Origin of the sequence: Natronococcus amylolyticus DSM 10524, from assembly GCF_000337675.1 — an archaeon.
In the GTDB taxonomy this organism is placed as follows: Archaea; Halobacteriota; Halobacteria; order Halobacteriales; family Natrialbaceae; genus Natronococcus; species Natronococcus amylolyticus.
Map to the genome: position 1 here is coordinate 244,954 of NZ_AOIB01000031.1, position 13,325 is coordinate 258,278.

Consider the following 13,325-nt stretch of genomic DNA (forward strand, 5'->3'; position numbering starts at 1 on the left):
TCGACAACCGGTATGGAGCGATGAACGTTTATCTCCGGAGTCAGCGTCGGTGCGGGGACCGTCCTCGCCGGGTGTACGGAGGACGACGGGTCCGAGGACGGTACGGCGGATGAGACCGACGGGACCACCGACAGTGGGGAGTCGGAATCCGACGAGGAACCAGCGGACGGCGGGAACGAACCGAGCGAGGGCGAGGCGGACGACGGGACAGACGGTAATACTGACCACGATGAGGAGTCAGATGATGAAGACGGGGACGACGAGGCAGCGGATAGCGAAGACGGAGACGGCGAGGAGGCGGACGGCGAGGCGGCGGATAGCGAAGACGGAGACGAGGAAGACACGGACGACAGCGACGGCGAGAAACCGCCGACCTCCGAGATCACCGCTCGGGTCACCGACACGGCGGACGAGCCGATTGCAGGGGCCGAGATCGACGGCGAGGGCGAGCCACACGAGGCCGACATTCCCCTCGAGTTCGATACGGAGACCGACGAGGACGGCGTCGCCTCGACGCCGATCTACGAAAACGAGTACACGATCACGGTCGACCATCCCGACTACGACTCGGCGACGGTCGAGCACGTCCACGACGGCGAGACCGAACTCACGGTCGAACTCGAGGCCGAGGGGTACGAAACCGAGATCGTGAACGAAACGCCACTCGAGGTATCGGAGTTCGAGACGTACGACGGGTACGGCGTTCGGGGCTGTGGAGTGAGTGTCCCGATCTCCCGCGAGGACGCCGACGAGGGCTACCTACAGTTCGATTACAGGTTCACCGCCTACGACGGTGCCGACGTGGTAGCCGAAACCGCATCTCCACAGAGCATCGACGCGGACAGTAGCAGGGATCTTTCGGCGCAGTTCGAGGATCTCGATCCGTGCACCGAGGCGACACGGATCACGCTGGAACTGTGGAACGCCCAGGAAGTCGACCACGAGGACGGCGCCGTCGACGGCGAGATCACGACGACCCCGGAGGCGGAGGAAGTCTTCGTGGTCGAGGACCACGAGTTCGACGAGTCGGAGTGTCGCGTCAGCGCCGACACCGCAAACGAGTCCGACGAACAGATAACGGGAGTCATCGAGATCGTGATGTATGGCGCCGGTGCAACAGATGTCGACGGGGCACAGACGGAATCGAGCTCGTTCGACGTCGACCTCGAACCGGGAGAGGAGCGCTCGTTCAACGCCGGGAGCCGCATCTGTGCCGAACTCGAATCGTACGAACTGCGGCTCGACGTCGAGTAGCGGGGCGCCTACCGCGTCTCGCGTCGAATCCGCTCGAGCCCGACCGGTCAGCCCTCGAGTTCGTCGTCAGCACCCGCACGACGGCGAAGCCACTCGAGGCCCAGCGCGCCGCCCGCGATTCCGGCACCCGCGGTGAACCCCGGCATTCCCTCGGCGTCGTCCTCGAGGTCGTCAGCGTCGGCGCCGTTTCCGTCGGATACGGGTTCGGCCGCGTCGTCCGAGTCGTCCCCGTCGGACTCGGGGACACTGTCGCCGTCGTTCCCGCCCTCGTCCGTCGACTCGGATTCGGCTTCGCTCCCGTCGTCCTCGCTTTCGTCGGCTCCGTCGTCACTCTCGCTCGTCTCCGTTTCGTCGTCCCGATCGTCGTCGCCGTCGGTCTCGCTGTCGTCGACCGCCGTCTCGTCGTCGCTATCGCCGACTGCCTCGTCGCTATCGGCTGTATTGCCGTCGCTCGCGTTTTCGTCGCCCGTCTCTCCGTCGTCCGATTCGCCGTTCGTCTTCTCGTCGTCACCGGAGTCGCCGCTCGCCTCTTCGTCGTCGGAATCGCCGTTTGTCTCCTCACTATCATCGGGCTGGCGTTCGCTCCCACCGTCGTCGCGGTCCCGGTCACCGGAGTCCGCGTCGTTCTCGCCATTGTCGCTGTCGTCGCGATCCCGGCTCTCGTCGTCATCGCCCCTGTCGCTATCGTCGTCGCCGTCTCGACCGTCATCGTCTGCCGCGGATCGAACTCGAAGCGCGACGAGTTCGCCATCGCTGTCGACGTAAATCGTGTCCTCGGTGAGGGCCCGGATTGGTCCGATCGGCACCTCGTCGTCCGCGACCGACCACCGTTCGCCGCCGTCGCTCGAGTCCAGCGCAAGGAGCCGTCGTTGTCCCTCCTCGCCGTCCCCAGCGATCGCGACGTACGCGGTATCGCCTCCGACAGCGGCCGAGCCGTAGGTGTCGTCGGCCTCGAGGGTCCACTCGGTCCCGTCGTCCTCGAGCGAGCGGCCGCGGTACGCGTCGTCCGTCCGGGTGACGGCTACTGACTCGCCGAGTGCGACCTCGCCCTCGGATTCGGATGCTCGTGTACCGAGAACCGACCCCGTCCGAGCGTCGTACCGTCGCCAATTGCCGTCCGAACTGCCTGCGGAGACGACGGCGGTCGCGTTCGCCTGGATCGTCGAACCGCGACCGTGGCCGTCGGACTCGCGGCGCCAGACCTCCTCGCCGGCGTCGGGGTCGTACGCGACCATCGTCCTCTCGGTCGCGGCGTACACGACGCCGTTCGCCGCCGCGGTTCCGGCGACGAACCCGCTCCCGTCGCCGTTCTCGTCGATCGAGGCGACGTCCCACCGAACCGAACCGTCCTCGGGCTCGAGCGCGTACAGCACCTCGTTGACGACGACGTAGACGCCGCCGTACGCGACCGTCTGCCAGGTCGCGTCCTCGCTCGTGCCGAAATCGGTCCGCCAGCGCACGCGTCCGTTCGATCGGTCCAGCGCGACGACCTCCGTTCCGGTGAGAAACACCCGCTCGCCGTCGACCGAGGGGGCGGTCGCCGCCACGTCGGGGTTCTCCCAGACCAGCGCCCCGTCCGCGGCGTCGAGCGCGACGACGCCGTCGTCGATCGTCGCGTACACGGTCCCGTCGGCGACAGCGATCTCGTCGTGGTGGTCGATCGACCACGCCGCCTCGAGCGTCCCGCCCTCGAACTCGGGGCCGTCCGCGACGAACCTGGCGTGTCCGGCCCCACCGTGGTGTGACGGCCAGCTCGCGTCCGGATTCGGGGTCGCCTCGAAATCGGGATTTGGGAGTTCTTCGTCCTGATCGACGCCGACGGCTCCCGCGGACGCGACCGTTCCCGCCGAGAGCGCCGCAACCGTCGTCAGTACCGATCGCCGGCTCCAATCGCTCATACGCCCCTATGTTATGTAGCTCACAAGTACTTTCAGGCCATGTCTCATTATCGTGCTGGGAGTTCGGCCGCCGTGACAAACCGGTGCAGTCGAAGGAAGACGCGTCGCTTTCCGGGACTGAAGGGTAGTCTACGAAAGTGGGAGACGAAGATCGAACTGTCCGGGACACCGCCTACAGGCTACCGCAGCCTCGACTCGAGAAGCGGCCGCGGACGTGCGACACTGATTGGACGTCGGACGGGACGTGACTGCAACGAACGTCACCGGTTCGTGGCGCCGGATTCGATACGTTTGATAGCCTGTGCGCTGGTTGCCGCCTCGAGCGCGCCCGACGCGCGATCGGCTGCATCCTCGGTGTCGACCCCCCGGACCGCGGCTTTGACCTCCGGGACGGTGACCGCACTCATGCTGAGTTCGTCGAGGCCCAGCCCGACGAGGAGTTCGGTCAGTTCGGGATCCCCGGCCATCTCCCCGCACATGCCGACCCAGGCGTCGTGCTCGTGGGCCGCCTCGACGGTTCGGGCGATGGCTCGCAACACGGCGGGGTGGCGCGGCTCCCGGAGCCCGGCGACGCGTTCGTTCTCGCGCGCCGCGGCCATAACGTACTGTGTCAGGTCGTTCGTCCCGATGCTGAGAAAGTCGACCCGTGCGGCGAGTTCGGGTGCAGTGAAGACGGCGCCGGGGGTCTCGATCATGACGCCGAGTTCGGGAACCGCGTAGTCGACGCCCTCCTCGTCGAGCGCGTCGGCGACCCCGCTCACGGTCTCGAGCGCGTCGGTCAGCTCCTCGGGCGTCGCGACGAGGGGGAACATAACCGCCAGCCGTCCCTCCCCGTCGGCGGCCGCCCGGAGCAGCGCTCGGAGCTGCGTCTCGAAGAGGTCCGCGTCCGGGCCGAGCGAGCGCCGGATGCCGCGCTCCCCGAGAAACGGGTTCTCCTCGTCTGGCAGCTCGAGGTAGGGAATCGGTTTGTCGCCGCCGATATCGAGCGTTCGAACGACGACGCGGCCGTCCGGGAACGTCTCGAGGGCCTCGCGGTACGTCTCGTACTGCTCGTCCTCGTCAGGCGGCGCGTCGCGATCGAGGAAGAGGAACTCGGTTCGGTAGAGCCCGATGCCGTCGGCGCCCCGGGCGTTCGCCGCCTCGAGTTCGGTCGGCCGACCGACGTTCGCGGCGACCTCGATCTCGGCGCCGTCGGCGGTCGTCACCGGCACCTCGCGGATCTCGACGTCGCGGGTGGCGCGTGCGGCCTCGCGGCGCTCCTCGCTCGGGTCGACGACCAGTTCGCCCGCCTCGCCGTCGACGACGACCGTCGCCCCCTCGGCGACGTCGCGCAGGTCGTCGCCGACGCCGACCACGGCCGGGAGCGCCAGCGACCGGGCGAAGATCGCAGCGTGGGACGTTCGGCCTCCGGTGACGGTGGCGAAGCCGGCGACCCGATCGGGATCCAGCCGAGCGGTGTCGCTCGGCGTGAGTCGCTCGGCGAGGACGACCGAACCCTCGGGTAGCTCGTCGAGGTCGACCCGATCGTCCCCAGCGAGGATCCGAACGAGTCGATCCCGGACGTCCCGGAGGTCGTCGGCTCGCTCCGCCGTGCGTCCGCCCATCCCCGCGAACTGCTCGATCGGGTCGGCGAACGCCCGCTGGACGGCGTGCTCGACGGGAAGTCCGTCCTCGAGGGCGCTCTCGACGCCGTCCTCGATCTGTGGATCCGCGAGGAACTGGCGGTGTGCATCGAAGACCTCGGCTTCCTGCTCGCCGACGCGCTCGGCGGTGCGTTCGCGTTCGGCCTCGAGTTCGGTTCGGGCCGTTTCGCGTGCGTCCGTGAACCGCTGGCGTTCGGCGTCGGGATCGACGTCCGCCTCGTCGGGGTCGGGCAGGCCGGCGTCCGGACTGTACCAGACGACCGTCCCGGCGCCCGAGCGCGGCGTCGCGCCGATGCCGGTGAGCGTGCGTTCGGTCATCGTCACTCCTCGGCGTCGGCGAGTTCGTCCTCGGGTGTGGTCAGGACGCGCTCGAGGGCGTCCAGCGTCGCCTCCTCGTCGGGACCGTCGGCGATGAGCCGGACGTCCTCGCCGGATTCGGCGCCGAGGCTCGTCACCGCGATCATGCTGCCCGCCGAAATCGGGTCGTCGTCGCCGTACGCGATCTGTACGTCCGAGTCGTGCTCGTTGACCGTCTGGACGAACCTCGCGGCCGGACGGGCGTGCAGTCCAGCCTCGGGGACGATCGTCACGGTACGTTCGCTGCTCATATCGACACCTCCCTCGGCACGGCCCGGCCCCGAACCGTTCGCGGATCCGACCGTTTCGGAACGTCGTCCGCGTCGGGTCCGTGATCGTGTCTGACCGTGGACGTCCCCTCGACCCGCACGAACGGCATTTCGTTTGGTTGTCGCATTCGATAGAACGGAGCACGCAGTCGCGCTAAACAGTATCGTCTGTACCCGTTTCGTACCGAACCACCTGCGACGGACTCCTGATCGGTCGGCACGCTGTGTTCGCCGATTCGTCCGAGCGAAAGACGTGCTTTTTACAGGAACATTTTCTGATGGAACATGATCGCAGTCCTCGCGGCAGGCTTTCTGTTCGTGGCGGCAGTAGTCGTCTTCTTCCTGCCGAACTGGGCTATCAGAAGGTGGCAATCCGACCGTCGGAACGACCGCACGGAGCAGCGGTGACAGAGCGCATCAGGCTTACGCTACCGAACGGGTGACTTCGGGCTCGGCCCTCGAGTCGCGGGCTCGATTCGGCGACACCCTGGCGTGGGACCACTCGTTCGGCCGGCCACAGTCATCCCAGTACCGATCGAATTCCAGCCATCAGCGTCCGTCGTAGCCCTTCAGCGACATAACTTGTGCAGAATGTGTCCCTCCACAGCATACGGCGCACTCGAGATCAAAGGCAAGACGCCTCAAAGCGGTACCTTTGCAGCCCCGAGCGTGGGCTCGAGCCGAATGCGGCGACGGGTTCCTCAAATACTCAGCACTGTACTCATACTATAATAATACATTCTCTACTATAGCTCCCAATCAGTTTGGAAACGGGACTATGCCGGTTCACGGTCTTGGTAGAAGCAACTCATGACCTCGATCGTCAATCTCGAGATTTCGGGCGACGGGACCGGACTGGCGGAACTGTTCGACGCCGTCCCGTCGCTCACCTGCGAAGCGGAGGCCGCTATCGTCTCGAACGGATACGACCTGTGGCTTTCCGGAGCATCGCGATCGGAGCTCGAGGCGGGCCTCGAGGCGGCCTCGCCAATCGAGGAGTACACGCTAATCAACGGCAGCGAGGAGGAGTGGCTGTACAACGTTCGGTTCAGTTCGGAGACTACCGACCTCTTCGAGCTGGTTCTCGAGGAAGACGGCACCATCCTCGACGCCTCGGCCGTGGATGGCTCGTGGGTCCTCAACATTCGAGTCCAGGATCGAAGCGACGCGAGTTCGATCTACGACGAACTGGAGGATCGCGAGCTCGAGCCGACGATCATCCGTCTCTACGAAACGGACAACGGCAACCGCTCGCAGGCAGGGCTCACGGAGCGACAGTACGAGACCCTGGTCGCGGCCGCGAACCACGGCTACTTCGAGATCCCGCGGGAGGTTTCGATGCAGGAACTCTCCGAGGAGCTCGAGGTCTCCCACCAGGCGCTCTCCGAGCGACTCCGGCGTGCGTACCGGTCGCTGGTCACCTCGGAACTCGACGTCACGACGGAGGAAGCAGAGCCCACGCCCTCCTCGACGCTCTCGGACTAACCGCCGACAGATCGAGGTCCCGCGTTCGCTCGGAGTCGGCAACCCTGCAAATGGAACCCGAGAACTGATTTCGATAGCCCCGCTTACCGCGCATAATGCAAAAGCGGTGTCTGAACTGTAACTGGGAGATTCGCAGCGCAGAGAGACAGCCGAAAGAGGAGCGAACGCGCGAAACGATCGATCACTTCACCGAGACGGGACACACGATCGTGACGCTCTCCGAGCCGAACACGTTTCGGCCGGCCGAGCTGATCGCGTCCGATTAGTGACCCACCGCACCCGGGACGGGCACGCCGAAATCAGTCCTCGAGCTCGGTCTCGGTACCCGCGCGTCGGCGCAGCCACTCGAGACCGAGCGCGCCGCCGGCGATCCCGGCACCGGCCGTGAATCCGGGCATCCCGTCAGTGTCGTCGCCGTCGTCCTCACTGGTCTCGTTGCTCGCATCGTCGCCGTTGCCGTCGTCAGTACCATCGTCGTCCTCGAGCCCACCGTTCTCGTCGCCATTCGACTGGTTACTGCCGGATTCGTTGCCGGCACTTTCGTTCCCCTCGGAGTCGTTGCCGTCGTCCTCGTCGGGTTCGTACTCCTCGTCGTCGCCGTTCGTGTCGTCCCCGTCGTCAGTTTCGTCGCCCTCGTCCTCGTCGCCGCTCTCTTCCCAGTCGGTCGGCCGGATCGCGACGAGATCCTGCCCTCGCTGTGCGTAAACCGTCCCGTTCTCGACGGCGAGGAACCCGGCGTCGGCGCCGTCGGTCCAGCGCTCGTCGTCGTCGAACTCGTACGCCCAGCTCTCGCTGCCGTCCTCGAGGTCGAGGCCGAGGATCGCGTCGTCGCCGGCTTCGGGATCCGGGCTCGAGTGTGTGACGACGACGGTGTCGCCGACGATCACCGGAAGCCCGTACGTGTACGACCCGCTGTGGGTCCACCCGGTCGTCCGCCCGGAGTCGTCGAGCGCGACGGCCTGGAGATCGTACCGCCCCTGCGTGACCGCCACGCCGTCGTCGATCGACAGCACGTAGGCGTCGCTGAGCTTCTCCTCGGTCTCTCGGCGCTCCGCGTCGAACGTGTAGACGCTCTCGAGGCTGTTGTTCTGAACGAGAAGCGTTCCGTCGGCAGCGGCGAGACTACCCGTGCCGGCGTCGACGGGGCCGCTCCATCGCGTCTCGCCCGTCGCGGGCTCGAGTTCGACCAGCCCGTCCTGCCCGGCCCCCTCGAGGACCGCCCAGACCGCGTCGTCCGTCGCGACGACCTGGCTCTGTCGGGTCTGGAACGCCATCGGTCCGCCGCCGTAGCCGTCGACGTCGACGGACTCGCGCTCCCAGCGAAGCGAGCCGTCGGTCGCATCGAACGCGTACAACGTTCCCTCGGAAAGGACGTACGCGGTCCCGAACGCGACGAGCGGTGCCGACACCGAGTCGTCGCCGACGGTCGTCGACCACTCCTCGCTCCCCGTTTCCGCTTCGAGCGCGACGTGTGGTTCGACGACCTGCGCACCCACGAGAAACCACCTCGCTCCCCGTTTCCGCTTCGAGCGCGACCAGTTCCTCGCCGCCGGCGTAGACGGTGTCGTCCGCGACGGTCACGGTCGGACTCTGCCCGTCGATCGTCGTCTCCCACTCGAGCGAGCCGTCGGCCGCATCGAGCGCGCGGACCTCGTCGCCAGCGAGATAGACGGTTCCGTCGACGACGGCGGGTTCGCCGCCTCCCTCGTCCTGCCAAGCGACGGTGTCGGGGGTCTCGAGTGCGTTCGCGTCCGCGCGACGGGCGTTCCCGGGACCGCCATCGACCGACGACCAGCCGTCGCTTTCCCCCAACGTCGGTAGGTCGTCGGTACGTTTGGGCTTCGCCGTCGCGACACCCGTTCCGACCGCGATGATCGCGCCGGTCGCGAGCACGGATCGCCGATTACAGTTTTCCATACCTGTTCGGATCCGGAGCGGACGCATTACTATCGACCGTATATATCAGAATTGCTTACTCTACAACTGTGTTAACCATCGGGCTACTGACCCTCGCGGACGTCGACGTTCTCGAGGTCGGGATCGCGATCGCCGCCGATCGGGTCCCGGTGGGTCGCTTCGATCACCCCGTCGGCGAGTTCGACGTCCGGACGGGCGATTCGGACCGACGGAACGGGATCGCCGTCGTCGGTCGTCGTGACCGAACTGGCGTCCTTGAGGACGAAGTTCTCGATTCGGACGCCGACGGGATCGGTCTCCGACGTAGCCGTACAGCGAAGCGTCGGCGACGGCGCGTCGGCACCGGTCGTGACGTCGAGATCGGTGATCACGCCGCCGTCGGCGCCGCTGTTGACCCGGACGACATCGTTTCCCGCGTCCGGCGCAGCGATCGTGATGCGTTCGGCGACGGGACGGCCGCCGTTTAGCCAGAGGCCGGCCCCGGGGTAGCGCTGATCGGAGCCTCGGTCGAGGACGATCCTGCAGTCCCGAACCGCGTCGTTGATGCCCGGGCGGACGTTCCCGTTCCCGCAGTTCGCGGCGACACACTCCTCGAGGACGTTCTCGCCCGGCGAGTTCGCCGTGTAGAACCCGTTGTCGACGTAGCCGGCGACGAAACACCGCTGCCAGACGTTGCGTCCCTCGTGAGGCGGATCGGCGCTGAACCCGATCTCGTGGCCGACCGCCCCCTCCTCTGTGTCGGCGACCGCGCCGTCGGGCAGGGAGACGTTTCGGACGAGACTCTCGGCGTCGGCGTCCCAGGTGTTGACCAGGAGCGTATAGCGGTCGCCACCGTCGGGTCCGTGGCGCCACCGAGTGCCGACGAGTTCGACGTTGTCGATCACCGCGCGTCCGACGTTCGCGAGGATCAGCCCGCAGTCCCGGCTTTCGGCGTCCGCGATGTCGACATCGACGTTCCTGACGACGACCTTCTGTGGCGGAGCCGAGGCGTCCCACTCGCCGAACTCGAAGGCGGCATCGGGCTCGTGGGATCGCACCTCGAGGGAGGCCCGGGGGTCGCCGCGGATCTCGACGTACTCGATCGGCTGCGAGAGGGCGAGCCCCGAGGACCAGTCGTAGCTCCCCGCCGGGAGGACGAACTCGACGGGTTCGGTCCCGGTCCCGACGTACGCCCGGATCTCGGCGGCGAGATCGCCGTCGTGGTCGATCGCGTCGCTCTCGACGACGTCGACCGTTTCGGTCGCTGCGGGTCTGTCGAAATCGGCGTCCGCGACCGGGTCGTACGGGGTTTCGAGCGGGGCGATCGCCGCGACGTTGTACCGGTACGCGTCACTGGTCGCCCCGTCGCGGGAGTAGACGCCCGCGACGGCCGCGAGCCGCTCGCCCTCGACGGGATACTCGACCTCGGCGCGCCCGCGCGTGTACTCGCGGTCCGCCCCGGCGTCGATCAGCACGTCGTACTGCTGGCCGGCCGAAAGCGGCGTCCGGAACGCGAACGCGTCGCCAGCCGCGAGCGTCCCGATCGTCTGGCGCTCGAGGACGGTCCCCTCGTGGACGAGGCGGGCTCGAAGCTGTTCCTCGAGCGTTTCGGACAGTCGACAGACGAGCCCCTGCAGGTCCTCGCGGGGCTCGATCCGGACCCCGTTCGGGTTGTCGATCCGGCGCGCGCCGCGCTCGTCCGGAAGGTGGTGATCCTCGCCGAGTTCCAGCGCGTCCTCGAGCCGGTCGAAAGCGGCCTCGTCGTTCCGACCGAACGGCGCGTCGGCGGTCACGTCCGGCGGGCTGTTCATCGGTCGGACGAACGCACGCGAGACGATGCTTCGAGACGGACTGTCGCTCCTGTGTAGTGCATGCTCCGAAGTACCAGCCCCGGGCTCAAATACCGTCACCCGTCACTCGCGCCGAGGGCCGGCTGCAAGCGAGAGTTCGAGACCAAACCCGGCGTTAACTGGTTACTAAGCTGTCACCACGGAGTTGGTACCAACCCGATCGTCACCGTGAGTCCCCAGGCGTTGACGAGGAGATGCATCAGCCACGGCGCGACGAGACTGTCGTACCACAGCCGAAGCGCCGTCAGTACGACGCCGAGCGCGCCAGTGATGGCGACGCTGACCGCGCCAGCCATGAAGACGTGAACGAGCGCGAACAGCGCGACTGACGGGACGCTCGCAGTCACCACACCGTACCTGCGTGCGAGGAAGTGGCCGAGAGCCAGTCCGCGGAACAGGATCTCCTCGGCGACCGGGGCGATCACGAGCGACGTCAGAACCAGCGCCGCGATCCCGACGGTGCTCCTCACCGGAGCGCGGGCGTGGGGTCGAGACCGACCGCCGCCGCGGCGACGTTCCCGGCGATGACGATCCCGACCCCGACGGCCGTAGCCACTACTGGAACGCCGAGTTCCTGCGGCGTCGGAGAGCGGACGATCGCGGCTGCCCGCCAGGTCGTTCGGTCCAACCGCCAGTACAGCCCGGCAACGACGGCGACGTACGCTGCACCGAGTGGCACCAGCAGCGTCCAGTCCGGCCAGCCAGGATCCGCACCCCGGTGGGCGGCGATCCCGATGGTCAGCACGAGCGCAGTGGTCAGGATCGGCACCAGCGGGAGGAAGATCGCACGGAGAGGGGAGCAGTCCGCCAGCGGCTCGACCGTCTCCTCGAGGCGACGCCGTCGGCGTATCAGGTCCTCTCGAATCGGTGGCGACCGGTGCTCGAGCGGGTCCCGATGTCCATACCCGATGTATGCGACCGAGTGACAACGCAGTTAGATCCGTGCTGGTTGAGAGCTCGAGACGGCTATCGAGCGTTCGGATAAATTTCCGGGCTGGAGTCGGAATCGTTAACTCGGTACCGCGACCGCGTACAGTCGGATGGTCCGTCGGCGACTCGCGGTCGTGGCCCTCACCGTTTTCGCGGTCGCGTTCGCAGTCCGGATGGCGCCGACGCTGTGGACGCCGTACCCGTTCAATCCGGACGGGTTCGTGTTCGCCGCCCAGGCTCGCGACAGTATCGCGGCCGGCTCGCTCGTCGAGACGGTCGAGCCCTACGGCTACACGTTCCCGACGCTGCTCTCGATCGTCGCGCTCGTCACCGCGGTCGCACCGCTGTGGATCGCACAGCCGACCATCGCGTTCGTCGGCGCCGTCCCGTCGGTGATCGCGGCGGTACTGACCTGGCAGGTTGCCGACCAACGCGGGACCGCACCCTCGGTGACCGCCATCGCGTCGCTGGCGGCCGGAACGACCCTCGCGCTCGAGGGCGTATTCCTCCGGCGCACGGTCGCAGTGAGCTACGAAGTCCTGGGAATTCTTTTCGTTCCGCTGGTCGCGATCGCGGCGTACCGCTTTTTCCAAACCGAGCAGCGGCGCTGGGGGCTCGTAACGGGTGCGTTCCTGCTCGTGCTCCCGATCACGCACCACCTGAGCGCGATCATGGCCGCGCTGACGTTGACGGCCGTCTGCGTGCTGGCCGGGCTGGAAACCTGGCGGCGCCGGGCGCTCAGCGTGGTGCTTCTCGTCGTCGTGTGGGCCTACGTCGGCGCGTACTACTGGGTCGTCGACCCGGCGTATACGGGCGAACCCGTCGAGCAGTACGGGCTGTTCGTCGCCTGGATCGTGTTGCTGTGTGCGCTCGCATACTGGCTGTCGACCGCGGCTCCGGCCGTCGTTCGCGGGACGATCGGCGGGGGGTTGCTGTTCGGGTTCGCGGTCGTGGTCGCGGACGCCGTCTGGGGCGTGTTCCCGGGGACGATGGCACCGCCGTCGCTGTTGCTCGTTCTCCTCGCGCCACTGGTCGTGCTCGCCGTGCTCGGAAGCTGGGGCGTTCCGAGCGCGACCGGGCCACACGGCTCTCGAGCGGTCGTGTTAGCGCTGTTGCTCGCCCCGCTCGTCTGGGTCGGGTTCTCGCTCACGCGGGGTGTCGACCCGGCCATCGAGATCTTCGTCCAGCGCGGGCAGACGTTCGCCCACCTCGCCGTCGTCGTCAGCGCCGGCGTCGCGATCGTCGACCTCGCTGACCGCACGACGCCTCGCTCGCGGCGAACGGTCGCCGTCTCGCTCGCGGTCGTCCTCTGTCTCTGCGCGCTGGCCTCGCTTCCGATCGCGTTCGTCGGGCTCGAGGCGCTGTCCTACCAGGGGACGACGACCGGCGAGGAGTTCGCGGCCGCGACGTTCGCGACGACGACGCTCGGGGCCGAGTGGACGAGCGACGATCACCTCACCCGGATCGCCGGCAACTACTACGAGGCCGGCGGGTCGTCCCAGCCGGCTGCGGACTGGCTGCGGGAGGGTGGCGGCGAGTTGCACTGTCCGACGGCGCTACAGTCATCCTGGCAGACCGTCGGCGCCCAGCAGTATCCGGAGACGCCGGTTACGATCTCGCAGCCGGCGTACGACGCGGCGATCGACGGCGGACACGCGATCTACGCGACGACCGGGAGCGATCCGGTGACGATCGTCGTGCCGACAGGGACGCCAGCCTGCTGATCGGATCTGAGAGGTGCCA

At 67.5% G+C, this 13,325-nt stretch carries 13 protein-coding genes and 1 pseudogene; 5 read left to right on the forward strand and 9 right to left on the reverse strand.

Annotation, left to right across the window (positions count from 1 at the left end):
• Window positions 1-237 precede the first annotated feature (237 nt).
• Window positions 238-555 (reverse strand): hypothetical protein, encoded by a 318-nt coding sequence (locus C491_RS16440; protein ID WP_152421360.1) that lies wholly within the window; start codon window positions 553-555, stop codon window positions 238-240.
• Window positions 556-648: 93 nt separating this feature from the next.
• Between C491_RS16440 and C491_RS16445 the strand changes: the two genes are divergently transcribed.
• Window positions 649-1,254, forward strand: coding sequence for a hypothetical protein (locus C491_RS16445; protein WP_005558305.1), 606 nt, complete (start codon window positions 649-651; stop codon window positions 1,252-1,254).
• A gap of 47 nt (window positions 1,255-1,301) precedes the next feature.
• Here the strand turns inward: C491_RS16445 and C491_RS16450 are convergent, their stop codons facing one another.
• The 3 genes from C491_RS16450 to C491_RS16460 form a co-directional block, all read right to left on the reverse strand.
• Window positions 1,302-3,152, reverse strand: coding sequence for an outer membrane protein assembly factor BamB family protein (locus tag C491_RS16450; protein WP_005558307.1), 1,851 nt, complete (start codon window positions 3,150-3,152; stop codon window positions 1,302-1,304).
• Window positions 3,153-3,412: 260 nt separating this feature from the next.
• Window positions 3,413-5,113, reverse strand: a complete 1,701-nt coding sequence (ptsP, locus tag C491_RS16455) for a phosphoenolpyruvate--protein phosphotransferase (protein ID WP_049892181.1) — start codon at window positions 5,111-5,113, stop codon at window positions 3,413-3,415.
• 2 nt (window positions 5,114-5,115) lie between these two features.
• Window positions 5,116-5,403, reverse strand: coding sequence for an HPr family phosphocarrier protein (locus tag C491_RS16460; protein WP_005558309.1), 288 nt, complete (start codon window positions 5,401-5,403; stop codon window positions 5,116-5,118).
• Between the two features lie 303 nt (window positions 5,404-5,706).
• Between C491_RS16460 and C491_RS24030 the strand changes: the two genes are divergently transcribed.
• From C491_RS24030 to C491_RS23370, 3 genes are all read left to right on the forward strand, one after another.
• Window positions 5,707-5,829 (forward strand): hypothetical protein, encoded by a 123-nt coding sequence (locus C491_RS24030; RefSeq protein ID WP_275040017.1) that lies wholly within the window; start codon window positions 5,707-5,709, stop codon window positions 5,827-5,829.
• A 402-nt stretch (window positions 5,830-6,231) separates the two neighbouring features.
• A complete protein-coding gene (locus C491_RS16465) occupies window positions 6,232-6,906 on the forward strand; it encodes a helix-turn-helix domain-containing protein (RefSeq protein WP_005558310.1) in 675 nt (224 codons plus the stop codon).
• Between the two features lie 95 nt (window positions 6,907-7,001).
• On the forward strand, window positions 7,002-7,172 hold the full coding sequence (locus C491_RS23370; protein WP_169331746.1) for a hypothetical protein: 171 nt from the start codon (window positions 7,002-7,004) through the stop codon (window positions 7,170-7,172).
• A 33-nt stretch (window positions 7,173-7,205) separates the two neighbouring features.
• Here C491_RS23370 and C491_RS16470 read toward each other — a convergent pair whose 3' ends face one another.
• From C491_RS16470 to C491_RS22995, 5 genes and pseudogenes are all read right to left on the reverse strand, one after another.
• Entirely contained in the window at window positions 7,206-8,402 is a 1,197-nt protein-coding gene (locus C491_RS16470) for an outer membrane protein assembly factor BamB family protein (RefSeq protein WP_005558311.1), read from the reverse strand.
• A 70-nt stretch (window positions 8,403-8,472) separates the two neighbouring features.
• Window positions 8,473-8,850: pseudogene (locus C491_RS23810) on the reverse strand (PQQ-binding-like beta-propeller repeat protein); the annotation flags it as partial.
• 56 nt (window positions 8,851-8,906) lie between these two features.
• Complete coding sequence (locus C491_RS16475; protein ID WP_005558312.1) at window positions 8,907-10,613, reverse strand: hypothetical protein; 1,707 nt, start codon at window positions 10,611-10,613, stop codon at window positions 8,907-8,909.
• 173 nt (window positions 10,614-10,786) lie between these two features.
• Entirely contained in the window at window positions 10,787-11,122 is a 336-nt protein-coding gene (locus tag C491_RS22990) for a CPBP family intramembrane glutamic endopeptidase (RefSeq protein WP_005558313.1), read from the reverse strand.
• A complete protein-coding gene (locus C491_RS22995) occupies window positions 11,119-11,421 on the reverse strand; it encodes a hypothetical protein (RefSeq protein ID WP_005558314.1) in 303 nt (100 codons plus the stop codon). The genes C491_RS22990 and C491_RS22995 overlap by 4 nt, the downstream gene beginning before the upstream one ends.
• 271 nt (window positions 11,422-11,692) lie before the next feature.
• Here C491_RS22995 and C491_RS16490 point away from each other — a divergent pair, with 271 nt between their 5' ends.
• Window positions 11,693-13,306, forward strand: coding sequence for a hypothetical protein (locus C491_RS16490; RefSeq protein ID WP_005558315.1), 1,614 nt, complete (start codon window positions 11,693-11,695; stop codon window positions 13,304-13,306).
• Window positions 13,307-13,325 lie beyond the last annotated feature (19 nt).